This is a genomic window from Kluyvera sp. CRP (assembly GCF_019930565.1).
GTDB lineage: Bacteria > Pseudomonadota > Gammaproteobacteria > Enterobacterales > Enterobacteriaceae > Kluyvera > Kluyvera georgiana_A.
Window position 1 is genome coordinate 982,657 of the sequence record NZ_CP082841.1, and the last position, 24,458, is coordinate 1,007,114.

Genomic DNA, 24,458 nt, shown 5'->3' on the forward strand with positions numbered 1-24,458 from the left:
TCAGACAGTAGAAGATTGTGTCAGCAGCGGATCGGAAGCCGGCTTGCTGGCGCGTAATAGGAAGATGGAAATGAAGGTGGTGCAGAACACCAGCGCTCCCATAAACAGGTAGGATTCGGCAAAGCCATATTTTTCATAGCTATAGCCCGCAAGCGGTGACAGTACGGTGGCGATAACCGAGCTGGTGCAAGCAAACCCGACCAGGTACAGCGTTGAGGAGAGGCGCTTATCAAAGTTGGCGCTGTTGTATTTGAAGATGGAGACCAGCAGTACCGGCAGCTCAACGCCGTGCAGCAACTTGGTGATGGAGATCAGCAACGGCCCCTCAACCAGCCCGGAAGACACCATGCGCAAGGCCATGATCATCCCTGCAAAAATCAGCCCGTTTTTCGCGCCAATGCGATTAACCAGCCACGGCGCGCAGAACATCCCTGCCGCTTCAAGGAAGACCTGGAACGAGTTCAGATAGCCATACATCGCATTCCCTTCCTGCAGCGTCGGGAACTGTGAGGAGAAGTAGACCGGGAACTGCTGATCGTAGACGCTGTAGATACAGGTGCCGACAACAAAAAACACCAGTGCCCAGAAGCGAGGTAAAGACAGGAGACGCAGCGCATCCTCCAGCTTAACGTTGCTCTTTTCGCCCTCTGTTGAAAGCGTCTGTGTATCACCCGGTACTGATAGACGAGCCAGCAGTAAGAAAAAAACCAGCCCCGAGCAGCTTGCCACGGCAAAGTTAAGCTGCGGGTTGACGTTAAATAGCAATCCGGCAAAGAAGGTGGCGACGGCCCATCCCAGCGATCCCCACATCCGCGCTTTGCCAAACTCGAAATGCGTCTGGCGCGCCACGCGCTCAGTGTAAGACTCCAGTACGCCGATCCCGCCGTTAAAGGTCAGCCCAATGTAGAGGCCGCCAAAAAGGCTGCCAATCAAGATGTTGATTTTCAGAAGGTAGCCAAAGAGCAAATATGCCGGGCCGGAGAGAATGAGCAGTACGGTGATATACCAGAGTAGGTGTTTGCGAAGGCCTAACTTGTCCTGAATAAAACCGTAGCAGATCTGCGCAAACAGCGCGGAAACCGACAGAACGGAGAAAATAATACCCGTATCGCCAGGCTGTAGCCCCACCTCCTGGTGCAGCCAGATAGAGAGCAGCGAACCTGAAGAGGACCAGGTGACAAAAAAGAAAAACAGCAAGGCGCTAAGTAACAAGTAACTGCTGGAGTGATGTTCTTTCATCATAGCAATCTCATCGTGGGTTAACGCCACAATGGTAACGTTAACAAAAAGCGATTCTCATGTCATTTTGCTGCGATATCCGATGTTAATCACAAAAGTTAACGTTAACATTATAAAAATAAGATCATGATCAACTATTTCCTGCCATAACGGGGAAGTAGAGTACGCTAGAATAACGCGCTATCCTTTTACATCAGTAAGTTAGTGGTTCTGTTGCAATCGTGGAGTCTGAAATATGGCATCTTTAAAAGATGTAGCGAAGCTGGCGAACGTCTCCCTGATGACGGTTTCCCGCGCCCTGAACAGCCCGGAGCGGCTCAAGCCGGAAACGCTGGCTCGCGTACAATCCGCTATTGCCCAAACGAACTATGTCCCCGATCTCTCCGCTAAACGTATTCGTGGCGCGCACGATACGCCGAAAACTATCGGCGTACTGGCATTGGATACGGTCACCACGCCCTTCTCGGTCGAGATCACGCTGTCGATTGAAGAGACCGCGCGCGCGCACGGCTGGAACAGTTTCGTGGTGAATATGTTTTCTGACGATAGCCCGGAGGCGATTGTCGACCTGTTACTCTCACACCGTCCCGGCGGCATTATTTACACCACCATGGGCCTGCGTCAGGTGCCCGTTCCCGCCAAGCTGCTCACTCTGCCGTGCGTGCTGGCAAACTGTGAAAGCCTGAACGATCCGGTCGCCAGCTTTATTCCGGACGATGAACAAGGGCAATATGAAGCGGTGAAGGGGCTGCTGGCGGCAGGGTATACCCGCCCGCTGTGCCTGCATCTGCCGGAAAATCATCTGGCTACCGTACGCCGCCGACAGGGGCTGGAGCGCGCCTGCCGCGAAGCGGGTATTAACCCTGATACGCTGACGCATTACTACATGGAGTACGGCGATGCGCACTACCGCGATATGCCGTCCAGAGTACTGGCGCATATCAAGCAGGGTAAACCCCAGTTTGATTCGGTAATTTGCGGTAACGATCGCATCGCGTTTATGGTTTACCAGACGCTGCTGGCGCAAGGGTTGAAGATCCCGCAGGACGTCGCGGTATTGGGTTACGACAATATGGTGGGCATTGGCGATCTGTTCCTGCCGTCGCTGTCGACGGTGCAGTTACCGCACTACGAGATTGGCCGACTCAGCGCGCTGCATATCATCAATGGCGACAAACATCGCGAGACAGTCCGCGTCGCCAGCCCGTGGTTACCCGGAGAATCGATATAAAAAAACCGCCGTCAGGCGGTTTTTTTGAAATTTTTTCAGCGAATTAGAAGCGAGTCACTTCAGGATGCAGCTCAGACATTGAGATCAGGTAGGAAACAAAAACGTTTTTGATTGCAGTCAGCATAGTCACACCTTTACCCATAGTAATTTTGTGGTCTTTTGATGGGCAAATAATAAGCTTATCCGGCTGGCCGCGCAATATTTTTGTGACACTCATCACAAAAAATCTTGTTTGACTGACTTCAGATAAACGAAAGGCGAGAGATTGCTCCCTCGCCTTTCGTTTCACATACGCAGATTACTTACTTATCCCATTGAATTTGTTCAATGTCTCTTCCATTTTCAGCGTTTCTTTACGGTTAAGCGGATAGAAATAAATCAAAATGACTGCCGCCAGGAACAAGCATAAAGCTGGCAGAAGGTTCGCCATTGTGTAGATATTTTCCTGCACGATGCTGGTTTGCACGGCGCCGCCCGTCGATGAAGACTGATAGCCAATAATCGCCAGCATAAACCCGCCAATCGCCCCGGCGCATGCCTGGCCAATCTTACGGGCAAAGAAGTTCACACCATACACAGTGCCATCTTCGCGATCGCCGGTTACATACTGGTGATAGTCGCATACGTCGGTCATAAACGCCCAAATCATCAGGTTGAACAAGCCCGCGCCCAACGTCGCCAGGAACAGGAAAATCAGATAAATTTTCGCGTCCGTAATGTGGATGAAGTACATCAGCACATACATGACGACCGCAAAAAGCAGCGCACCGACACTGGCCTCTTTTTTACCGAACCGTCTGGTGAGCCACGATGCCGATGGCGCTAACAAAACCAGCGAACCAAAGGTAAACAGCAGCGCGATGGACATCGCCTCTTTATTGTGGAAATAGTCATTAAACAGGTAAGTCATGTTGGTGCCGGAAAGGCCCTGATTAATCACAATAAGCAGATCCACAACGACTAAAACAATCAGCGCCTTATTACGTGCCAAGCCCTTCAGCAGTACAGAAACGGGCATGCTCTCTTTTCTTTCCACCCGTACGCGTTCCGTCGTTAAGTGACAGGTCAGGCTTAAAAAGATAAAACCCAGCACTGCACAACCGATGGCAATCCAGAAAAAGTGTTGCCCGGAAATCACCTGACTGCCGTCCACCAGCGTGGTGTACATCAGGATCGGAATGAAAAAACCGGTGGCCCCGCCGCCAATCGCCGAACCAACGCTGCGGTAAGTTGACAGCGATACCCGGTCTTCCGGGTTAGAACTAATCGCCGCAGACATGGCGCCATAAGGAATACTCACGGTCGATAACAAAGAACCGTAAACAAAATAGGAGCAGCAGATATAGATAATTTTTGCCGTATAGGAAAAATCATGCACAAACGGCAGGAACAGAACCACGGCAATAATGCAGAACGGATACTTCATGCGACGTACCCAAGGGTTAAAACGCCCATGAGCGGTCAGTTTTGAGGTATCACATAAACGCCCAACGCCAACATCCACAAACGCATCAAAAAGCTTGGTCACAAAATAGAGTGACCCGACAATCACGCCGGAAACGCCGATGACGTTGGTGTAATAAATCATTAAGAAACTATTGACTAACCCGAGGATGAAACAGGTTCCCAGGTCGCCACATAAATAACCGATTTTATCTCTGAATCCGAAAGGTCTGACGGCAATATTTTGATTGCTTCCAACCCGGGTTCCATCATTAGACATGATGTCAATTCCTTAGACACATTATTCACACAAGCTATACGTATATTCTGATACTTACCGCAATAAACGAAACTGGAGAATATTAATGATTAGAAGTTATAACCTAAACCAATACGGTAGCGAGTCTGGCGATCGTCAGTCGTGGAGGTATTATATCCGGATGAGACATTGCCAACTTCAATAAATGGAATCCAGGAGTTAATGTTATAAGCGACGCGGAAGTTATATTCATAATCCTCTTTGCCGTTATTGTAGAGATCTTCGCTATCCGCCACCTTATAAATGCCGTTCAGCTCAAACATCCAGTTATCGATGTTATAGCCGAGCCAAGCTTCTGGACGGTAGACGGTGCGGTCATCGCGCCCATCGCCGTTACGACGGGCGTACTCGGTACGGTAGCGAAAAGCCGTCCACCAGTTATCATTGATGTTGTACTGTACGCGAATATAAGGCTTATAGATTGCCATATCGTCGCCCGTCTCAACGGCAATGCCCGGTTGCCAAATAAATCCTTGCCATTCAAACTGGTAGCTAGCCGTATACTCTGCGCTGTTAGATTCCATATTGTTCAGCGCATGATTGGACTCTTTGTCATCCGAACGTGACACCGCTTCTACCGCGACGCCAAATCCGGTTGCAAAACGATTCGACATATAGACACGGTCGTAATTCCGGCCATCATCATAGTACTCATGACGATAGTCCACGTACCCTGCATGCGCCGCACAGGATAACAAAGGGAGCAGTAAAAATGCGTATTTCTTCATTGCAATCACTCTTAAAATATCAGCAAGATGTCCAATTAGCTCTGTTTTTAAACAAAGAAAAGGATGTTTAGTAGTATTTTTGTCACCCTGAAATTCTATTTTGCAATGTATAGAAACACCTTTTCATTACTGCCATCAAAGATTAATAAATGGCAAAAAACTAAAGGTAAATGAGATGCAGATCACCAATAAAAACCATTACCAGGATAAATAAAAAAACAATTAAAATATATAGACTGGATTTTATATACATTGAGTAAAGTAAGCATAAGAATGCATACAAGAATCAATATTCATTTTTATTACTATTTTAAAATATATATTCAGAATGAAAATTAAAATCGCCTGACACATAATTTCGTAGAGGATGGAGGGGATTTTTGGACACAAAAAAAGCGCCCTGAGGCGCTTTTTTCTGCCTGGCAACTTACTTGCTGCCTGGGATGCTGAAACGCTTGTTGAAGCGGTCAACACGGCCACCGGTAGCAACATCACGCTGCTTGCCAGTATAGAACGGGTGGCATTTACCGCACACGTCCAGGTTCAGGTCGTGACCGACGGTAGAGCGGATCTGCATGACGTTACCGCAAGAACAGGTTGCAGTAATTTCTTCGTATTTCGGGTGAATATCTTTTTTCATGGGAAAACCTCGGTTAAGGCCGCGTCGCTCTTCCAGCCCTAACGCCAGACACCACGCGATGTTGATAGTATGTTTCCTGATGCCAAAATGCACCAAAGGCGGCGAATCATACAGAATTTGACCAGCAGATGCAAACTGATCCGCACCCCTACAATGTGTATACTGTCTCGCCAGATTTCAAGTCAGGAAGAAAACATGCCCGTTGCTCACGTTGCCCTGCCTGTTCCACTGCCCCGCACGTTCGACTACCTGCTGCCTGACAACCTCAGCGCCAAAGCGGGCTGCCGCGTGCGCGTGCCGTTTGGTAAACAAGAGCGCGTGGGGATTGTGGTGTCGGTCAACGAAAGCAGCGAACTGCCGCGCGATGAGCTCAAAGCGGTGATCGACGTGCTGGACGACGAATCGGTTTTCTCAACCTCGGTGTGGCGTCTGCTGCTGTGGGCCGCGGAGTACTACCATCATCCGATTGGCGACGTTCTGTTCCACGCCCTGCCTATTATGCTACGCCAGGGAAAACCGGCCAGTGCCGCGCCGCAGTGGTTCTGGTTTGCCACCGAGCAGGGACAGGCGGTGGATATTAATAGCCTGAAGCGCTCCCCAAAACAGCAACAGGCGCTGGCGGCCCTGCGTCAGGGAAAAATCTGGCGTCACCAGGTGGCAGAGCTGGAATTTAATGAAAGCGCGATGCAGGCGCTGCGCACCAAAGGGCTGTGTGAGCTGGGCAGCCTGGCACCGGAAATTATCGACTGGCGCTCCGCTTATTCCGTCCCCGGCGAACGCCTACGTTTGAATACCGAGCAGGCCACCGCGGTTGGCGCTATTCACAGCGCCTCCGACGAATTTTCCGCGTGGCTGCTGGAAGGCGTCACCGGCTCGGGTAAAACAGAGGTGTATCTCAGCGTACTGGAAAACGTGCTGGCCAAAGGCAAGCAGGCGCTGGTCATGGTGCCGGAAATCGGCCTGACGCCGCAGACCATCGCCCGCTTTCGCGAGCGGTTTAACGCCCCGGTGGAAGTCCTGCACTCGGCGCTCAACGACAGCGAGCGGCTGGCCGCCTGGCTGAAGGCGAAAAGCGGCGAGGCGGCGATTGTCATCGGCACCCGTTCTTCTCTCTTTACGCCATTCAAAAATCTCGGCGTGATCGTCATTGATGAGGAGCACGATAGCTCGTACAAGCAGCAGGAAGGCTGGCGCTATCATGCCCGCGACCTCGCCGTATGGCGCGCCCACAGCGAGCAAATTCCCATTATCCTCGGCTCGGCAACGCCGGCGCTGGAGACCTTGCTTAACGTCCGCCAGCATAAATACCGTCTACTGCGCTTAACTCGCCGCGCGGGCAACGCGCGCCCAGCGACTCAGCACGTTCTCGACCTCAAAGGCCAGCAGTTGCAGGCCGGACTCTCCCCCGCCCTGATCAACCGCATGCGCCAACATTTGCAGGCCGATAATCAGGTGATTTTGTTCCTCAACCGCCGTGGTTTTGCGCCAACGTTACTGTGCCATGATTGCGGCTGGATTGCCGAATGCCCGCGCTGCGACAGCTACTACACGCTACACCAGTCACAGCACCATTTGCGTTGCCACCATTGCGACAGCCAGCGTCCTATCCCGCGCCAGTGCCCATCCTGCGGCTCAACGCACCTGGTTCCGGTCGGGCTGGGAACCGAGCAACTGGAACAGGTACTGGCGCCGATGTTCCCCGGCGTCCCGTTGTCGCGTATCGACCGCGACACCACCAGCCGTAAAGGGGCGCTTGAGCAACATCTTGCTGAAGTGCACCGCGGCGGCGCGCGTATTTTGATTGGCACTCAGATGCTGGCAAAGGGGCACCATTTCCCTGACGTCACGCTGGTTGCGCTACTGGACGTCGATGGCGCGCTGTTCTCCGCCGATTTCCGGTCGGCGGAACGCTTCGCCCAGCTGTATACCCAGGTCTCTGGCCGCGCCGGACGCGCGGGCAAACAGGGCGAAGTGGTGCTGCAAACTCACCACCCTGACCACCCGCTACTGCAAACGCTGCTCTATAAAGGCTACAACGCCTTCGCCGAACAGGCGCTGGCCGAACGCCAGACGATGCAGCTGCCGCCATACACCAGCCATGTCCTGATTCGCGCGGAAGATCATAACAATCAGCAGGCGCCGGTGTTCCTGCAGCAGTTACGTAACCTGATACAGGCCAGCCCGCTGGCGGACGATAAGCTGTGGGTGCTCGGCCCGGTTCCTGCGCTGGCGCCCAAACGTGGCGGCCGCTATCGCTGGCAGATCCTCCTGCAACACCCCTCACGCGTGCGTCTGCAACACATCGTCACCGGCACGCTGGCGCTCATCAACACCCTCCCGGAATCCCGCAAAGTGAAGTGGGTTCTCGACGTTGACCCGATAGAAGGTTAATTCAGAGTTGCGAGCGGGATCGTGAAATCAAACAATCATCACACTTTTGATGAAAATTCTGTAACAGATCCCCCTAACTATCTGATAAAAGTGTGTCAGATGTCAGGCCACAAAGGACGTGCCTGCGCCAGTCAGTGAGGAGAGAATCAGGTGAAGGCTAAAAAACCGGTTGTTGCCGCAACCATGAAAGACGTTGCCCTCCAGGCTAACGTCTCTACGGCAACCGTATCCCGTGCATTGATGAACCCTGAGAAGGTTTCGCAGGCAACGCGTAATCGCGTGGAGCAGGCGGCGCTGGAGGTCGGGTATCTTCCGCAAATGCAGGGCCGTAATATGAAGCGCAATGAGTCGCGCACCATCCTGGTGATTGTCCCGGATATCTGTGATCCCTTCTTTAGCGAAGTGATCCGCGGGATCGAGGTGACAGCGGCGGCGCAAGGCTATCTGGTGCTGATTGGCGACTGCGCGCATCAGAATCAGCAGGAAAAAACCTTCATCGATTTAATCATCACCAAACAGATTGACGGCATGCTACTGCTCGGCTCCCGTCTGCCGTTCGACGCCAGCATTGAAGAACAGCGCAACCTGCCACCAATGGTGATGGCGAACGAATTCGCGCCGGAGCTGGGCCTGCCAACGGTCCACATCGACAACCTCACTGCCGCCTTCGACGCCGTTAACTATCTTCACGAGCTGGGCCATCAGCGTATCGGCTGTATCGCCGGGCCGGAAGAGATGCCGCTGTGCCACTATCGCCTGCAGGGATACGTTCAGGCGCTGCGCCGCAGCGGAATTACCGTTGACCCTCACTACATTGCCCGCGGCAACTTCACCTACGAAGCGGGTGCCAGCGCGCTGGAACAGCTACTGGCGCTGCCGAAACCGCCAACCGCCGTATTCTGTCACAGCGATATTATGGCGCTGGGCGCGCTCTCCTGGGCCAAACGCCAGGGTCTGAAAGTGCCGGAGGATCTGTCCATTATCGGCTTCGATAACATTTCGCTGGCCGAATTCTGCGACCCACCGTTAACCACTGTCTCTCAACCGCGTTTTGATATTGGCCGTGAAGCCATGCTGCTGCTGCTAAACCAGCTAAGCGGGCAGTTTGTTGATAGTGGTTCCCGTCTACTCGACTGCGAACTGATCGTTCGCGGCAGTACAAGCAAAATTTGATGTAAAGCCGGGCGCTTTAAGACTTGCTTGTCTGGTCAAAGCCCCGTCGCTTAAGTAACATGTCGGGCTAACTAACGGAAAAAGACAGCGAAACGATAGTGGCACAACGAGACTATGTACGCCGCGGCCAGCAGGCACCTTCGCGGCGCAAGAACAGCGCTTCACGGAATACACGGAAAAAGCAGAGTAACTTTCCGGCAGTCTCTCCTGCCATGGTGGCAATTGCTGCTGCGGTAGTGGTCGCTTTTATCGGCGGTTTGTACTTCATCACGCATCATAAAAAAGAAGACGCCGAATCCCTGCAAAGCCGCCAGATAACCGGTAACGGTCTGCCGCCGAAGCCGGAAGAACGCTGGCGCTACATCAAAGAGCTGGAAAGCCGCCAGCCGGGCGTGCGTGCGCCAACGGAACCGTCCGCGGGCGGGGAAGTCATCAATCCGAATCAGCTGACCGACGAACAACGCCAGCTGCTGGCACAAATGCAGGCGGATATGCGCCAGCAGCCCACGCAGCTGACCGAAGTGCCGTGGAACGAGCAGACGCCAGCACAGCGCCAGCAAACGCTGCAACGCCAGCGTCTTGCCCAGCAAGCGCAGCAGCAATCACAGCAGCAGCAGTGGACGCAAACGCAGCCGGTGCAGGCGCCGCAAACCCGTACCACGCAGCCGGCACAGCAGCCACGTCAAACGCAGACTCAGCAGCAGCCGAAAGCCGTTGCGTCGAACTCGCCGTATCAGGATCTGCTGCAAACACCGGCCCACACGGCTTCACAGCCAAAAACCCAGGCCGCTGCACCGGTAACGCATGAAACGACGCCGCCGAAGGCGAGCGAGAAAAAAGATGAACGCCGCTGGATGGTCCAGTGTGGTTCCTTCAAAGGTGCCGAACAGGCGGAAACGGTCCGCGCTCAGCTGGCGTTTGAAGGCTTCGACTCGAAGATCACCACCAACAACGGCTGGAACCGCGTGGTCATCGGCCCGGTGAAGGGTAAGGATAACGCCGACAGCACCATCGCCCGTCTGAAGATGGCGGGTCACGGAAACTGCATCAGGCTCGCTTCAGGGGGTTGAAACCCCCAAAAACTCCCCCATCTATACTTACATTCTGCCCCGTACGCGGTACGGGGCTACTCTATCCGTATTGGTAAAGGGGTCTGCTCGTGACAACAATAGTAAGTGTTCGCCGTAACGGCAACGTCGTCATTGCCGGGGATGGTCAGGCCACGCTGGGCAATACCGTCATGAAAGGCAACGTGAAAAAAGTTCGCCGTCTGTACAACGACAAAGTGATCGCCGGTTTTGCGGGCGGTACTGCGGATGCCTTCACGCTGTTCGAACTGTTTGAACGTAAACTGGAAATGCACCAGGGCCACCTGGTGAAAGCCGCCGTGGAACTGGCGAAAGACTGGCGTACCGACCGCATGCTGCGCAAACTCGAAGCGCTGCTGGCCGTGGCTGATGAAACCGCCTCGCTGATCATCACCGGTAACGGCGACGTCATTCAGCCAGAAAACGACCTGATTGCCATCGGCTCTGGCGGCCCATACGCCCAGGCCGCGGCCCGTGCGCTGTTGGAAAATACCGACATGAACGCGCGTGATATCGCGGTGAAAGCGTTGGATATTGCAGGTGATATCTGCATCTATACCAACCACAACCACACCATTGAAGAATTACCGTCTAAGGCGTAAGGATCTCCCATGTCTGAAATGACCCCACGCGAAATTGTCAGCGAACTGGACAAACACATTATCGGCCAGGACGCAGCGAAGCGTTCCGTCGCGATTGCCTTACGTAACCGCTGGCGTCGTATGCAGCTCGACGAAGAGCTGCGTCACGAAGTCACGCCGAAAAACATTCTGATGATCGGCCCAACCGGCGTCGGTAAAACCGAAATCGCCCGTCGTCTGGCCAAGCTCGCCAACGCGCCGTTCATCAAAGTTGAAGCCACCAAGTTCACCGAAGTGGGCTATGTGGGCAAAGAGGTTGACTCCATCATCCGCGATCTGACCGATTCGGCGATCAAGATGGTGCGCGTACAGTCGATTGAGAAAAACCGCTACCGCGCGGAAGAGATGGCGGAAGAACGTATTCTCGACGTGCTGATCCCGCCGGCCAAAAACAACTGGGGCCAGGCTGAACAGCAGTCTGAACCGTCCGCGGCGCGCCAGGCGTTCCGCAAGAAGCTGCGCGAAGGCCAGCTGGACGATAAAGAGATTGAAATCGATCTCGCCGCGGCACCGATGGGCGTAGAAATCATGGCGCCTCCAGGCATGGAAGAGATGACCAGCCAGCTGCAGTCCATGTTCCAGAACCTGGGCGGCCAGAAGCAGAAACCGCGAAAGCTGAAAATCAAAGACGCGATGAAGCTGTTGATTGAAGAAGAAGCGGCGAAACTGGTCAACCCGGAAGAGCTGAAACAGGACGCGATCGACGCGGTTGAGCAGCACGGCATCGTGTTTATCGACGAGATCGACAAAATCTGTAAGCGCGGCGGCAACTCCTCCGGCCCGGACGTTTCCCGTGAAGGCGTTCAGCGCGACCTGCTGCCGCTGGTTGAAGGCTGCACCGTCTCCACCAAGCACGGGATGGTGAAAACCGACCACATTCTGTTTATCGCTTCCGGCGCGTTCCAGGTGGCTAGCCCGTCAGACCTGATTCCGGAGCTGCAGGGTCGTCTGCCAATCCGCGTTGAGCTGAAAGCCCTGACCACTCAGGACTTCGAGCGCATTCTGACCGAGCCAAACGCCTCTGTCACCGTGCAGTACAAAGCGCTGATGGCCACCGAAGGCGTGAACATTGAGTTCACCGAGTCGGGTATCAAGCGTATTGCCGAAGCGGCATGGCAGGTTAACGAAACCACCGAAAACATCGGTGCGCGTCGTCTGCATACCGTTCTTGAGCGCCTGATGGAAGATATCTCCTACGACGCCAGCGATCTCAATGGCCAGAGCATAACAATTGATGCGGAATACGTGAGTAAACATCTGGATGCATTAGTCGCAGATGAAGATCTGAGCCGTTTTATCCTATAATCGCGTTCACTGCATGTTCATCTTTAATTGATGGGGCTGAAAGGCCCCATTTTTATTGGCTGATTACTAATGACAAATACACCTGTAAGCCGCACTCAGGCCTGGCTGGAAAGTCTGCGCCCCAAAACGCTACCTCTGGCCTGCGCGGCGATTATCGTCGGCACCACCCTCGCCTGGTGGCAGGGCCACTTTGACGCGGGCGTCGCCGTGCTGTCGCTGATTACCGCCAGCCTGCTGCAAATTCTCTCTAATCTCGCTAACGACTACGGCGACGCGGTGAAAGGCAGCGACAAGCCGGACCGCATCGGGCCGCTGCGCGGGATGCAAAAAGGGGTGATTACTCAGCAGCAGATGAAGCGCGCGCTGATTATCACCGTCGGGCTGATTTGCGTCTCCGGTCTGGCCCTGCTGTTCACAGCATCCCAGACGACCGGTGATTTTATCGGTTTCCTGGTGCTGGGGCTGTTGGCGATTATCGCCGCCATCACCTATACCGTCGGCACGCGCCCGTATGGCTATATTGGCCTCGGCGATATTTCCGTGCTCATCTTCTTCGGCTGGTTGAGCGTTATCGGTAGCTGGTACTTACAGACGCACAGTTTGAGCAGCGCGATTATTCTGCCAGCCACCGCCTGCGGCCTGCTGGCCACCGCGGTGCTGAATATCAACAACCTGCGCGATATCGACAGCGACCGCGACAACGGCAAAAACACGCTGGCAGTGCGTTTAGGGCCCGTCAACGCCCGTCGCTATCACGTTTGCCTGCTGATGGGCACATTGGTGTGCCTGGCGCTGTTCAACCTGATTTCCCTGCATAGCCCGTGGGGCTGGCTGTTTATCCTCAGCGCTCCGCTACTGGTGAAACAGGCTCGCTACGTGATGCGTGAACGCTCGCCGCAGGCAATGCCGCCCATGCTGGAACGGACGGTCAAAGGGGCGCTGTTGACTAACCTACTGTTCGTCATTGGAATTGTGCTCAGCAAGACGTTCGCTTAACTGACAAATATCAATTAACAATTGATGATTTTGCCAACAATGCGTAGAGCGCGATATACTAAAATCACTCGCAGCAACTGAGCGTTAATCCTATGAAATACGATACTTCCGAGCTTTGCGACATCTACCAGGAAGATGTCAACGTAGTAGAACCCCTGTTCTCTAACTTTGGCGGGCGGCTGTCGTTCGGTGGGCAAATCATCACCGTGAAATGTTTCGAGGATAACGGGTTGCTGTACGATCTGCTCGAACAGAACGGTCGTGGTCGCATTCTGCTGGTCGACGGCGGTGGTTCTGTCCGCCGCGCGCTGATCGACGCCGACCTCGCCCGTCTGGCCACTCAGAACGAGTGGGAAGGGATTGTGGTGTACGGCGCGGTGCGTCAGGTCGATGATTTAGAAGAGCTGGATATCGGCATCCAGGCTATCGCGGCGATTCCGGTCGGCGCGGCGGGCGAAGGCATCGGCGAAAGCGACGTACGCGTTAATTTCGGTGGTGTCACCTTCTTCTCCGGCGACCATCTGTATGCCGATAACACCGGCATCATTCTGTCGGAAGATGCGCTGGATATTGAATAAGCGCCCTGAACCTGTAAAAAAGCCTTCTCATTGAGAAGGCTTTTTTTTCGCTCAAATCTGCCCGTTTCCGGGCAAACGTGAATCAGTACAGCTGCTTAGCGCATTCCAGCCAGTCACCTTTGAACGGACGCTTCATGTTTTCGATCGCGTCGATGATGTCATGGTGAACCAGTTTTTCGTTCTGAATACCGACGCAACGGCCACCGAAGCCCTGCTGCAGCAGTTCAATGGCATACGCGCCCATACGGGATGCCAGGATACGGTCATAAGGCACCGGGGAGCCGCCACGCTGGATGTGACCCAGAACGGTCGCACGGGTTTCACGTCCCGTTTCTGCTTCGATAAAGTGCGCCAGTTCGTCAACATCACACATGTGTTCGGTAATCGCGACGATCGCGTGTTTCTTACCTTTTGCGATGCCCGCTTTGATTTCCGCCACCAGGTCGTCACGTTTGAATTCGATTTCCGGCACCACGATAAACTCACAGCCGCCTGCAATAGCTGCCGCCAGCGTCAGGTCACCGCAGTAGCGGCCCATCACTTCAACAACGGAGATACGCTGGTGAGAAGAAGAGGTGTCACGCAGACGGTCAATCGCTTCTACCACGGTGCTCAGCGCGGTGAAGAAGCCGATGGTGTAGTCAGTGCCTTTGATATCGTTGTCGATGGTGCCCGGCAGACCGATGCACGGGAAGCCCATTTCGGTCAGACGCATAGCACCCATGTAGGAACCGTCGCCGCCGATAACCACCAGCGCATCAATGCCGCGTTTTTTCAGGTTTTCGATAGCCACGTTGCGAACGTTTTCGTCGCGGAATTCCGGGAAGCGCGCGGAGCCCAGGAAGGTACCGCCACGGTTGATCATGTCGGACACGCTGTAACGGTCAAGCGGGACCATGCGGTCTTCATACAGGCCCAGATAACCGTCGTAAATGCCCATCACTTCCAGGCCTTCCGTCAACGCCGCGCGCACCACGCCGCGAATCGCGGCGTTCATGCCTGGCGCATCACCGCCACTTGTCAACACACCGATTTTCTTAATCATGACTACCTCTGAACTTAGGAATGCTAAAAATTAATTCTTCTGCCCGAAGCGCTCCCACTGTTGGGGGAGAGAACGACTCTATGTAGAGATAGTATATCAAGCGCTTCTTGCTGAATTGATTCAGGTCAGGCTAAGCGGCGGTTATTTATACAAATAATGCCGATTTAGCTCACACTTTGTACAACCACTGCGAAAGTTCAAATGCCGCTATTGCCTTGCGGGACAACAGAGCATGGATCCTGGTGAATAATCACGTCGGAACCGGGAAAGCGATGCAAAATCGCCTGCTCCACCTGGTCGGCAACGTGATGCGCCTGAACCAGCGGCAGGTTATCTTCCATTTCCAGATGGATCTGAATAAAGCGGGTCGGCCCTGACTGCCGCGTACGGAGATCGTGAGCACCGCTTACGCCCGGCCAGGCGGTCACGATGTCGATAATTTCCTGGCGTTCTTCATCGGGCAGCGCGCGATCCAGTAGCGACTGAACCGCTTCGTACCCCATACGTAACGCGCTATATAGAATATAGATGCCAATTCCTAATGCAAACAGCGCATCGGCACGATGCCAACCGTACCAGGAGAGACCGAGTGCAACAAGAATTGCGCTGTTCATCATAACATCAGACTGATAATGAAGCATATCCGCCCGAACGGCCTGGCTTTGGGTTTTTCGCACCACCCAGCGCTGAAACGTCACCAGAACCAGAGTGCTGATTAAGGCAATGACCGTTACCGCCACGCCAATGCCCGGCTGGCTCATCGGCGTAGGGCGAACCAGATGCTCAATACCGGTCAAAAACAGGAACAGTGCGGAACCGGAGATAAACATACTTTGCGCCAGCGCCGCCAGCGATTCCGCTTTCCCATGACCAAATGTGTGCTCTTCATCAGCCGGTTGCAGCGAGTAACGCACTACCAATAGGTTGGTCAGCGAGGCAGCAATATCCACCAGTGAGTCCACCAGCGCCGCCAGAATACTGACCGAACCGGTAAACCACCATGCAAAAATTTTAATGATCAGCAACAGCGAGGCCATTACCGTTGCCGCAATTGCCGCGCGGCTGACCAACTGGCCATAAGATTGATTCATAAACACTCCTGACTTCAGATCTGCGTAGTATAGCGGAATGTTTATGCAGCGCACCGTGTCGAATTTAGGGCAAAAAAAACCCCCTCATCATGAGGGGGAAGACAGGGATGGTGATTTATTTTTCACCATAACCGCATGAAACAAAAGGATTTGTTTCATATAATGTCCACATTTCGTCCACATCGTTCTAAAAGCCCGCATAGCGGGCTTATTTCCCCGGCCTGAATTTATTTTGAAGAAATTCAATAAGATACTCAAATAACTTACTAATAGGTGTGGCTATTTGGCTCAGAGTATTACTGCGCTCTTCAACCTCCTCTTCCCTAAACAGTGCTTTCATTAAAGCTATTGCGAGAGTAAGGCCAACCCCCAGAATAAACGCTATTAGAGTTATCATCGGGCTTAGTGAAAGCCAGTTAGTAGTTTCAAGAAACTTCTCAATCAAACTTCTTCTCTGCTCAGCAGCTTGGGAGTTAAGTTCTTTAGCCGTTTCTCTAGCATGGTAAAGGCTTTCAGGGGGAGCCGGTCGGGCTTTAAACACAAACTCACTTACCTTTTCAGGTGAGGATTCGTTTACTACTTTAAGCATTGCATCCTTAACTTCATGCTTAGTGTTAAGCATGTTAATCGTGATGCATACAGACATTAACGCACCAAGTAGTAAAAAAAGAGCGCTTGCACCAACGATGAAAGCAAACAACCAACGCCGCATTTTTCTGCGGTCTTCATGATTCTCAGCTCTTAGTCGCACGGTTTCCGTGCTCTCAGGTAAATTGGCTAGAGGAAAAGAAGGGTCACGGGGACCTAAAGGTTCACCAAATTGAGGGGCGCCCTGGTCTTCATTCCTCTCACTTTCAGGTGTACTACTCTCAGGGGAACCCGTATCCCGTTGTTCAGGATCCGCATCAGATACGTTTGCTGTGTTTTCAGAGGTATTGGTATTATGTTCAGACATAAAAAAAGCCACCAAATCAAAAAGGTGGCTTTAGTCTAGAGTGAAAATGAATCAGTTTCTATAAGGACTTATAGATAACCTAGGTTTTTCATACGCCAGTACATCGCTTCTTCCGAAACGTCAAAATGACTTGCAAGTGCAGGCACTGAATAAATTTTCTCTCTATTAACCATGTTTGCTACCGCCTCTTCGGGCATAAGCAGCTCTGCGGCAAAACGATTCGCGTCCCTTTCCTCATGATAGTTACCATCGTTTTGGGCCGGGTTTGTGTATTCTCTCAATTTTCGACCATCTCGGGTATGGCCTAGAACATGATGACCAAGCTCATGAGCAAGAGTAAAACGGATTCTGCTATGAGGGTCATAATTGTTGTAAGAAATCACATATCGACCATCGCGCGTGATCTCGGCAAATCCACACTGATTGGAGTTAGTTCCATCAGGGACGAGCGGAGTCACTTGAATTCCCATTCTATGTGCTATCAGGTCTGGTCGCACTGGCAAGCGGCCATCCCAATGGGAATTAAGCACAGCTTTAACTGCGTTAAAATCCATCGTTCAAGTCTCCCTTGTCGGCATAAATTTGATTTGGGTCAAAGAAAATCCGTTCCATGACGCAAAATTTACTACAAATTTACCCTGTAGTAACCGGGTTAAATCAAAGAAAATGTCTTAAAACTTGACTTTAAGTTAACCACATGAATTGTAAGGATATTATATAAATATATATTTCTATAATTATAGAAATCTTCCACGGCGGGCAGCTTATACCACTAAACCGCCCTAATATCAATATATAGGCACAAGAAAAAAAAGCAAGCCTTACAGAATGTTAAACGACCATGATTATTTATACTGCTGTGCGTTATAGGATAACCTAATGAAAAAAAAGATTTGTCTCATTTTATGTCCACATATCGTCCACATCGAAACAAAAAGCCCCGCATTTGCGGGGCTTTCTTTTCCTACATCCACGGTATTGATTGCTGGCCGTTTTGCATCGGATGAGGTAACGCCGGCACCACTTCACCCGGCTTGACTATGTATCGCTCGACCGTTTCAGTCGTCACAAACGTGCAGCTACAATTAATATTTGTGCACTGGTGATAACGCTCTTTGGTGGTATCAGTAAAGTAACGACTTGTGCGCGCATGGGCGGCTGTATGGCATAACGGACAATGAAACATTTTTCACCTCACCGGCTGGATTCAATGACCTAATTTTAACCAATTAACTCTTATAAAACAATCAGTTATCATTACTTTCTGACGCATCACCATCCGTTTCATACTCTACATCAGAAAGCATCACCTCGAGCTCTACAGCCGTCGTGAAGCCATTCCCGCCGAGGTTATGGGTCACCTTACTGATTATCCACGGCTGGTCATCTATGACGCGCTTAAAGCCCGATACCCTGACCGGCATTTCGGGGTAAATATCTTCTCGGCCAGTCGCCAGCATAATCGAGAACTCAGCAACGCCCCGCTGCAATTTATCCCACTTCGCCTGAGCCGCGCGCATCGCTTGCGCCTTCGTGGCGTAAATGGTCGTCAGCGCGAAAACGTTGTCAGCCTCACCGGCCATGTATTCACCCTCGCGGGCTTCCTGCTCTTTCTGCTTTTTGGCCGTGGTTTTACTGCTCACCGGTTTTGATTTCGGGTGCTGTAACGCCCTGAGGTGCTGCTCTTTGGGTTTTCTCTTCAGCTTCACCGCTTGCTTTTGCTTCGCCGGTTTCGGGTCTTTGGTATGCAACCATTTAGCGGTCACGCCGGTGTAAGCCCCCCGGTCAGCAATGGCAAACTGATGCCGGTCGCCGTCACTGCGCTGGATCGTGATTTGAGGGATGGGCTTTCCGCTGGCCGTGGTGCCACTCCCCGCTTTGAGGATCAGCAATTTACCGGCTTTCACCGACACCGCGCCGCCGTTACGTTCCGCGAGACGCGTCAGGAAAACGGCGTCGGATTCCTGCGACTGGTCAATATGCGGAATCTGGATCCCCGCGAGTGATTCGGCGACGCTGGCCGTGAGTTTATTCCGTTCTGCTATCGTGTGAACGATAGCGCCGAGCGTGGTATCGTGCCAGGACTCTTCACGGCGGGAATTGAGCGTGCCGCGAAAATCCGCACTCCGGGCGCGGATGGTCACCGTATCAGGTGCGCCCCGGTGCTCCACCTCATCGACGGTAAACCGTCCCTTACCGACCAGCGAGAAACCTTTCCACCCGAGATACAGCGACAGCACCGCGCCGCGAATCGGCAACACGACCAGTCCGTCACTATCGTCGAGCTCAATATCGAGCTGGTCGGCCTCAAATCCCCGGTTGTCCGTCATCGAGAGGTTAATCAGCCGATCGCTGATATTGCCGGTGATATCTTTGCTTTCCAGTGTCAGCATAAAGTCGGGCGTCAGTGTGGCACCCGCGCCGGTGATAATATCCAGCATGATTATGCCCCCACCATCGACAGCAGATCGCCAGCTTTCCCGACCAGACTCTCGGCCTGTTTGCCGATATCGCCATACACCGCCGCGAGCGACTCATCGACACGGGTCAGTGACAGGGTAAAGCTGATTTTTCGTGGCGACCCATCCTCAAAAAATACCGTGCCGGTCTCCGAGACATTGCCGATTTTAAACATCCCATAAATCCGGCCATCCCCCGAAATAAGCGGCCACGCTCGCCCCTGCTCGGCCATCGTATACAGCGCCAGCATCGAGACCTTACCGCCGGTCAGGGCAGGATATAAATCACCGCTCAGGGTGATGTTGTCTTCTCCCTCGCCGAGGTACTGAAAAGCGTCACGCTTCCCTACGCGAGAGTTAGACGCCCAGCGATAATCCGCGCTGCGCTGCATGCTCTGATAGGGCAGCGTCTGACGCATAAAAACAAACATACCGAGTGCCAGCATCATAATCAGTCTCCTTAATCGTGCATCATGCTTGCGCGCGCTTTAGCGCGTTTATCACGCTCATATTTTTCTAATGCATCCTGCAAATCGTTACCCAACCGACCGCCCGGCATACCATTGCCCGGCACGTTGATTTGATAGGTTGGCCGACTCTGGTCGATGTAGGTTTTACCGGCGGGTGCCGTGACCGGCTGATAGCTGTTGTATGAGCTGATGGCCGGGCTGTAGCCGTTCTGCGTCGCCGCACTGGCTTTCGCTGCGGTCTGGTCAAGCGAGCTGGATTCTTTGTTGATAATGCCGAGTTTTTCGAGCACCCAATCAATCCCGCCTCGCAGCTTGTTAAAGGCGTTAAGCGGCATCAGCAGCGCATCGGCCAGCGCCTGACCGAACATAACCCCAACATTACGGCAACTGTTGAGCGTGTCCTGAGTCGCTTTCACCGGCGCTATCAGGTCTTTAAACCACTGCCAGACACCGCGAAGTTTTTCGCCGAGACCGTCAAAGATGGGCGCCAGTGGCGCGAACATTTCCCCGACCGGCGCAAAGGCACTCATCAGCCCCTCGATGACACCGCCGAAAAAGGCGCTGACAGGCTCCCAGTATTTGCGAATGAGCAGCGCGCCAGCGACCACCGCCGCCGCAACGGCCACAACCGGCAACGTGATTGCACCGAGTGCCGTCACAATAGCGCTACCGGCCACGGTAAAGACGGTACCCAGCAGACTCGCGGCGGCGATAATGGCATTAATCCCGGCGATGACCGGCCACGCAATCAGACCGATACCGCCCAGCACGCCAATAATCGACAGCGCGGCAGTCACGACGGTGAACAGCGTTTTCGTCAGTTCAGGATTCGCTTTTGTCCATGCTGCAACGGTACTAATCCAGTCGGTTGCGGTATTTGTCAGCTTGCGAAGTGCTGAATCCTGTTTCTCGAATACCTCGATTTGCAGGTCTTCCCACGCTGACTGAAGGTTTTTTAAATCCCCGTCGAGGTTGTCGGTCTGGATTTTTGCGATGAGCTCAGTCGTCCCTGCGGAGTTCTGAATCTCGCGGCGTTTGTTATCGAGCGAGCCATCACCGGCGGCGGCAACCAGCTTGATAGCGCCTTTCATCGCCTCTTCACCAAAAATAACCTTGAGGTATTCGCCCTGTTCAGCCGTCCCGAGTTTGTTTTTAGCAAAAGAGGTGTGAATGTCTTTGAGGATGCCCTCGACCGGTAACATGTTGCCTTTGCTGTCGCGGGTGTTAACACCTAATTCAGCAATCGCGTCGACGGCTTTACCCATCGGTGCCTGAAGACGGTTAAAAATGGCACTCGCCCCCGTACCGGCCATCGAGCCTTTGATACCGTTATCGGCCAGCACACCGAGCATCGAGGTCGTGCTCTCAATGCTCGCCCCTGCGGCCTCGGCGATCGGCGCGACATACTTCATCGCTTCGCCCAGCTCAACCAACCCGGTATTGGATGACGTAAAGCCTTTGGTCATTACATCCGCGACACGCTGAATCTCGGTCGTCGGCAGATTAAAGGCCGATTGCATATTCGTGATAATGTCGGCAGCTTCAGCAATATCGACACCGGCGGCAAGACTCAGATTGACCGTTGAGCCCGTCGCGGCCAGCACGTCATCGGCCTTGTAACCTGAGCGCGCCAGCGTGGTTTGTGTACGGGCAACATCACCGGGTGAAAAGGCGGTCGTTGCGCCGATATCGCGCGCTTGCTGGCGAATCGCCGCGAGCTTTGCATCCCCTTTTTCAAGACCGAGAATCGCCTGAGTACCTGACATCTGTTTATCAAAACCGATGCCCGGCGCGATAAAACGCGATTCAGCATACAGCCCGGCCATTGCAACACCCGCACCGGCCATCCCTGCATTGCGCGCACCGGCGGCGAGTTTTTGCCCGGACTCATAGCGCGATTTAACTGCACTCAGTTTCGCCTGTTGTGTACTGACGCGCGCCAGTGCTTCACGCTGGCGGTTAAGCTGTACGGTTGTTTCACTGATGGTGGTTTTCAGGCGTTGCTCATCGCTCGACAGTTTGCGGGTATTAATCCCGGCCTGACTGAGCTCCTGACGCTGACGCTGTACGGACAACCGGAGACCGTTATATTTGAGCTGAAGGTCAGCCGCGCTTTTCTTCGCGAGCTCGAGCGCCCGAGCTTGTGCGCGGGTCGGATTTTCGGTGTTTTTAAACTGGACGGCCAGCGCGGCGGCTTCCTGCTTTGCCTTTTCCAGTGACTGGCCGGTTACCGCCAGTTGTGCGCTGGCTTTCCGAAAACCGTCGATTTTCGATGCCTGACCATTCAAATCACGCAGGGATTGCTGAGTCGTGCGGATATCACCAGACAGCGATTTGCTCGCCGTCTGGATCGCTTTAAAGGGTCGGGTCGCCTGGTCGACAGCTTTCAGCAGCACTTCGAGTTTGAGGTTATTACTCATTCGTGTTTCCGCTTCGCTGTAGCGCTTTTTCACGCCAGTTGATGAGCTCGGTCAGGCTCATGGGATACAGGTCTGATGGCGACCAGTGGAAAATTACCGCTATGTCAGCCATCAGGTCATCGACCGAGAGTTTTTTCGGGAAGGTTAAGCCGCCGAATTCGGTGACAAAAAACCGACCACCTTAGCGGCAAATGACAGCATGTCGGGCAGCTCCAGCGCGGCGACTTCCTGTTCGGTCAGTGACGGCATAGTCATGCGCGGCAGCACTTTAATCAGCGCATCGACGTCGGAGTTTGCGACAGATGCCAGGCTGACACCGCGCAGGGTTCCGGCGGTCGGTTTTAACAGGGTGACGTCGGTGATCACCTGCTCGCCGCGGGTAATTGTTTTAATCAGTTTGACGATGTTTTCGTTAGTTTTTTCCATGATATTTCTCTTTAAATTCAGGTTTCAGGATTCCCGGCCAGCCGTGCTGACCGGGGCAGAAATTACAGACCGATATTTTGTCGATGAGCTTCGAGCATGTCGGTACCGTTCACTTTTTCGATGAGGTTCACCGTGTCGATTTCGACCAGTTCCGAGCCGTTCATCGTCAGCTTGAAATAGGTACATGCGAGCGAGATTTTCGACTCGGTGTCTTCTCCCTGTTTGGCTTCGCCGAGGTCGATTTCTTTCTGACGGCCACGGAGAACAACCTCAACCGGCACGGTCTCGCCGGTGTCGTCGCGCTGGTAAGACCCGGCAAAACGCAGCGGTACAGAGGCTGTGCCGGTGGCAGCGTATAGCGACCAGATGGCGTCATCAGGGAAGCCACCGAGGGAAAACTCAGCCGACAGTGCATCGTCATCGAGGCCGAGGTCGACTGGTGCCGAGCCATTCATCCCGCCGCCGCGATAATTCTCGAGCTTGCGGGTTAATTTCGGCAGCGTGACGGACTGCACGACGCCGAGATAACTCACCCCGTCGATAAACAGATTCATGAGTTTGAGCTTGCGCGGTAATGCCATGGGTCAGGCTCCTTATTTGCTGTTCACTGACGAGACCAGATTCGCCAGATATTTGTCGGTGATGCGCTGGCGTAACGTCAGACGTTCGAGCGGTGGAACAGGCGTGTAGTCGTAATCGATAAGTAGTTGACCGGCTTTCAGTGTTTCTTTGCTGTTAGCCTCGGGGTCAAACCAGCATTTAGCATCGATGATGTAACCGCCGTTTTTCAGCTCGCGGAATTTCGCGTTGATACCGTCGATAATGTCGCGAATCAGGGTCGCGGTGATCGGCTTATCCACCGCCCACATATGACCCTCAGCCATCGTATCGGCGATGACCTGCGCGGTGCGGGTGTAGTTCTCAAACTGGAAGAGCGGATCATCGGAGCAAGTACGGTTACCCCAGAAGCGGAAACCATCTTCACGAATCAGCGTCGTGATACCGGCTTCGTTCAGCAGGTCAGCATCGGTGCCTTTTTCCTGCAAATCCCAGAAGACTGATGCGCTGATGCCGGTTACCTCATTGACCGCGACGTTTGACAGGGTTTTATGCCAGCCGGTGTCATTGTCAATTTTGGCCCGAAGCCCCAGCGCAACGGCGCTCGCAAAGCTAATGTCGGTCGCGTTCTTCGTGGTATCCCATCCGAGGAAGTCAGGCCAGATTGGCATCAACTCACGGCCACTGAGGTTTTCGCGGTAGGCGATCGCCTCGGAAACCGTTTTACAGCCCCATACGTTGGCATATGCAAAAGCGCGCAGCTTCTGAGCCACAGAGACAAGCGCGGTTGTAACCTCCTGAGTCTCGAGCCCCGGCACACCGAGAATACGAGGTTTCACGCCGGTGACCGCTTTCGCCGTTAACAGCGCTTTCAGCCCGGTGTATTTGCCGTTCTCATCCGTGGTACCGATGATGTTAGAAATGGTTTGCGCCTGAGCGGTTGCCTCATCGTCGCCAGTGCCTTCTGCGACACGCACAGCCACGATGACCGGTTTTGACTGGTTAGCGATAAGTTGTAGTGATTTTGCCAGGGTGCCTTTGGTACCGGCTTTTGCGATGGCGTTTTGTGGGCTGGTAATCAGCACCGGCTCATTGAGCGGGAACATATCGGCGTCAGCATCACTGGCCGTGCAGACTATGCCGACAACCGCCGTTGATACCGTCGAGATTGTGCGTGTACCGTCGTTAATTTCGACGACTTCGACGCCGTGATGATAATCACTCATCCGTTTAACTCCGTTAGTTGGGGTGAGTGATATTGT

26 protein-coding genes are annotated in these 24,458 nt (G+C 53.4%); 9 read left to right on the forward strand and 17 right to left on the reverse strand.

Annotation, left to right across the window (positions count from 1 at the left end):
- Positions 1 to 1,242, reverse strand: coding sequence for an MFS transporter (locus tag K7B04_RS04470; RefSeq protein WP_223803556.1), 1,242 nt, complete (start codon positions 1,240 to 1,242; stop codon positions 1 to 3).
- Positions 1,243 to 1,474: 232 nt separating this feature from the next.
- Between K7B04_RS04470 and K7B04_RS04475 the strand changes: the two genes are divergently transcribed.
- Positions 1,475 to 2,470 carry a LacI family DNA-binding transcriptional regulator gene (locus K7B04_RS04475; RefSeq protein ID WP_163448639.1) on the forward strand — a complete coding sequence of 332 codons (996 nt, stop codon included), beginning with the start codon at positions 1,475 to 1,477 and terminating at the stop codon, positions 2,468 to 2,470.
- Positions 2,471 to 2,513: 43 nt separating this feature from the next.
- Here K7B04_RS04475 and K7B04_RS04480 read toward each other — a convergent pair whose 3' ends face one another.
- The 4 genes from K7B04_RS04480 to rpmE all read right to left on the reverse strand — a co-directional run bounded on the left by K7B04_RS04480 (position 2,514) and on the right by rpmE (position 5,600).
- Positions 2,514 to 2,687 (reverse strand): hypothetical protein, encoded by a 174-nt coding sequence (locus K7B04_RS04480; RefSeq protein ID WP_223803557.1) that lies wholly within the window; start codon positions 2,685 to 2,687, stop codon positions 2,514 to 2,516.
- An 81-nt stretch (positions 2,688 to 2,768) separates the two neighbouring features.
- Complete coding sequence (locus K7B04_RS04485) at positions 2,769 to 4,193, reverse strand: glycoside-pentoside-hexuronide (GPH):cation symporter (RefSeq protein ID WP_167577198.1); 1,425 nt, start codon at positions 4,191 to 4,193, stop codon at positions 2,769 to 2,771.
- 89 nt (positions 4,194 to 4,282) lie between these two features.
- Positions 4,283 to 4,960, reverse strand: coding sequence for an oligogalacturonate-specific porin KdgM family protein (locus tag K7B04_RS04490; RefSeq protein WP_064540370.1), 678 nt, complete (start codon positions 4,958 to 4,960; stop codon positions 4,283 to 4,285).
- 427 nt (positions 4,961 to 5,387) lie between these two features.
- Positions 5,388 to 5,600, reverse strand: a complete 213-nt coding sequence (gene rpmE, locus K7B04_RS04495; protein ID WP_035892364.1) for a 50S ribosomal protein L31 — start codon at positions 5,598 to 5,600, stop codon at positions 5,388 to 5,390.
- Between the two features lie 195 nt (positions 5,601 to 5,795).
- On the opposite strand from rpmE, the gene priA reads away from it, so the two are divergent.
- The 7 genes from priA (at position 5,796) to rraA (ending at position 13,772) form a co-directional block, all read left to right on the forward strand.
- On the forward strand, positions 5,796 to 7,991 hold the full coding sequence (priA, locus tag K7B04_RS04500; RefSeq protein WP_163447322.1) for a primosomal protein N': 2,196 nt from the start codon (positions 5,796 to 5,798) through the stop codon (positions 7,989 to 7,991).
- Positions 7,992 to 8,141: 150 nt separating this feature from the next.
- Positions 8,142 to 9,164, forward strand: a complete 1,023-nt coding sequence (gene cytR, locus K7B04_RS04505; protein WP_163447323.1) for a DNA-binding transcriptional regulator CytR — start codon at positions 8,142 to 8,144, stop codon at positions 9,162 to 9,164.
- A 98-nt stretch (positions 9,165 to 9,262) separates the two neighbouring features.
- Complete coding sequence (ftsN, locus tag K7B04_RS04510) at positions 9,263 to 10,234, forward strand: cell division protein FtsN (RefSeq protein WP_163447324.1); 972 nt, start codon at positions 9,263 to 9,265, stop codon at positions 10,232 to 10,234.
- A gap of 89 nt (positions 10,235 to 10,323) precedes the next feature.
- Positions 10,324 to 10,854 (forward strand): ATP-dependent protease subunit HslV, encoded by a 531-nt coding sequence (gene hslV, locus K7B04_RS04515; RefSeq protein ID WP_064540381.1) that lies wholly within the window; start codon positions 10,324 to 10,326, stop codon positions 10,852 to 10,854.
- 9 nt (positions 10,855 to 10,863) lie between these two features.
- The gene (gene hslU, locus K7B04_RS04520; RefSeq protein ID WP_065357286.1) at positions 10,864 to 12,198 is read left to right on the forward strand and encodes an HslU--HslV peptidase ATPase subunit; all 1,335 of its coding nucleotides are present in this window, start codon (positions 10,864 to 10,866) and stop codon (positions 12,196 to 12,198) included.
- A gap of 69 nt (positions 12,199 to 12,267) precedes the next feature.
- Positions 12,268 to 13,194 (forward strand): 1,4-dihydroxy-2-naphthoate polyprenyltransferase, encoded by a 927-nt coding sequence (menA, locus tag K7B04_RS04525; RefSeq protein ID WP_065357287.1) that lies wholly within the window; start codon positions 12,268 to 12,270, stop codon positions 13,192 to 13,194.
- A 92-nt stretch (positions 13,195 to 13,286) separates the two neighbouring features.
- Entirely contained in the window at positions 13,287 to 13,772 is a 486-nt protein-coding gene (gene rraA / locus K7B04_RS04530) for a ribonuclease E activity regulator RraA (protein WP_035892355.1), read from the forward strand.
- Positions 13,773 to 13,854: 82 nt separating this feature from the next.
- On the opposite strand, the gene pfkA is transcribed toward rraA, so the two are convergent.
- The 4 genes from pfkA to K7B04_RS04550 all read right to left on the reverse strand — a co-directional run bounded on the left by pfkA (position 13,855) and on the right by K7B04_RS04550 (position 17,417).
- Positions 13,855 to 14,817, reverse strand: a complete 963-nt coding sequence (gene pfkA / locus K7B04_RS04535; RefSeq protein ID WP_064540394.1) for a 6-phosphofructokinase — start codon at positions 14,815 to 14,817, stop codon at positions 13,855 to 13,857.
- A gap of 197 nt (positions 14,818 to 15,014) precedes the next feature.
- Entirely contained in the window at positions 15,015 to 15,908 is an 894-nt protein-coding gene (gene fieF, locus K7B04_RS04540) for a CDF family cation-efflux transporter FieF (protein ID WP_163447325.1), read from the reverse strand.
- Positions 15,909 to 16,116: 208 nt separating this feature from the next.
- Complete coding sequence (locus K7B04_RS04545) at positions 16,117 to 16,863, reverse strand: hypothetical protein (RefSeq protein ID WP_223803558.1); 747 nt, start codon at positions 16,861 to 16,863, stop codon at positions 16,117 to 16,119.
- A gap of 68 nt (positions 16,864 to 16,931) precedes the next feature.
- Complete coding sequence (locus K7B04_RS04550; protein ID WP_223803559.1) at positions 16,932 to 17,417, reverse strand: ImmA/IrrE family metallo-endopeptidase; 486 nt, start codon at positions 17,415 to 17,417, stop codon at positions 16,932 to 16,934.
- A gap of 325 nt (positions 17,418 to 17,742) precedes the next feature.
- Between K7B04_RS04550 and K7B04_RS04555 the strand changes: the two genes are divergently transcribed.
- Positions 17,743 to 17,901 carry a hypothetical protein gene (locus K7B04_RS04555; RefSeq protein ID WP_223804224.1) on the forward strand — a complete coding sequence of 53 codons (159 nt, stop codon included), beginning with the start codon at positions 17,743 to 17,745 and terminating at the stop codon, positions 17,899 to 17,901.
- Here K7B04_RS04555 and K7B04_RS04560 read toward each other — a convergent pair.
- The 8 genes from K7B04_RS04560 to K7B04_RS04595 all read right to left on the reverse strand — a co-directional run bounded on the left by K7B04_RS04560 (position 17,828) and on the right by K7B04_RS04595 (position 24,422).
- Positions 17,828 to 18,049 carry a DNA-binding transcriptional regulator gene (locus K7B04_RS04560; RefSeq protein ID WP_052746971.1) on the reverse strand — a complete coding sequence of 74 codons (222 nt, stop codon included), beginning with the start codon at positions 18,047 to 18,049 and terminating at the stop codon, positions 17,828 to 17,830. The genes K7B04_RS04555 and K7B04_RS04560 overlap by 74 nt on opposite strands.
- A 61-nt stretch (positions 18,050 to 18,110) precedes the next feature.
- Complete coding sequence (locus K7B04_RS04565; protein ID WP_223803560.1) at positions 18,111 to 19,304, reverse strand: phage late control D family protein; 1,194 nt, start codon at positions 19,302 to 19,304, stop codon at positions 18,111 to 18,113.
- Positions 19,305 to 19,306: 2 nt separating this feature from the next.
- Entirely contained in the window at positions 19,307 to 19,771 is a 465-nt protein-coding gene (locus K7B04_RS04570) for a phage tail protein (protein ID WP_110140892.1), read from the reverse strand.
- Positions 19,772 to 19,782: 11 nt separating this feature from the next.
- Entirely contained in the window at positions 19,783 to 22,212 is a 2,430-nt protein-coding gene (locus K7B04_RS04575; RefSeq protein WP_223803561.1) for a phage tail tape measure protein, read from the reverse strand.
- The gene (locus K7B04_RS04580; RefSeq protein ID WP_110140889.1) at positions 22,205 to 22,324 is read right to left on the reverse strand and encodes a GpE family phage tail protein; all 120 of its coding nucleotides are present in this window, start codon (positions 22,322 to 22,324) and stop codon (positions 22,205 to 22,207) included. The genes K7B04_RS04575 and K7B04_RS04580 overlap by 8 nt, the downstream gene beginning before the upstream one ends.
- 32 nt (positions 22,325 to 22,356) lie before the next feature.
- Complete coding sequence (locus K7B04_RS04585; protein ID WP_223803195.1) at positions 22,357 to 22,638, reverse strand: phage tail assembly protein; 282 nt, start codon at positions 22,636 to 22,638, stop codon at positions 22,357 to 22,359.
- A 62-nt stretch (positions 22,639 to 22,700) separates the two neighbouring features.
- Positions 22,701 to 23,219: a phage major tail tube protein gene (locus K7B04_RS04590; RefSeq protein ID WP_110140885.1), complete on the reverse strand. Its 519-nt coding sequence runs from the start codon at positions 23,217 to 23,219 to the stop codon at positions 22,701 to 22,703.
- A gap of 12 nt (positions 23,220 to 23,231) precedes the next feature.
- Positions 23,232 to 24,422 carry a phage tail sheath protein gene (locus tag K7B04_RS04595; protein ID WP_223803562.1) on the reverse strand — a complete coding sequence of 397 codons (1,191 nt, stop codon included), beginning with the start codon at positions 24,420 to 24,422 and terminating at the stop codon, positions 23,232 to 23,234.
- Positions 24,423 to 24,458: the final 36 nt, after the last annotated feature.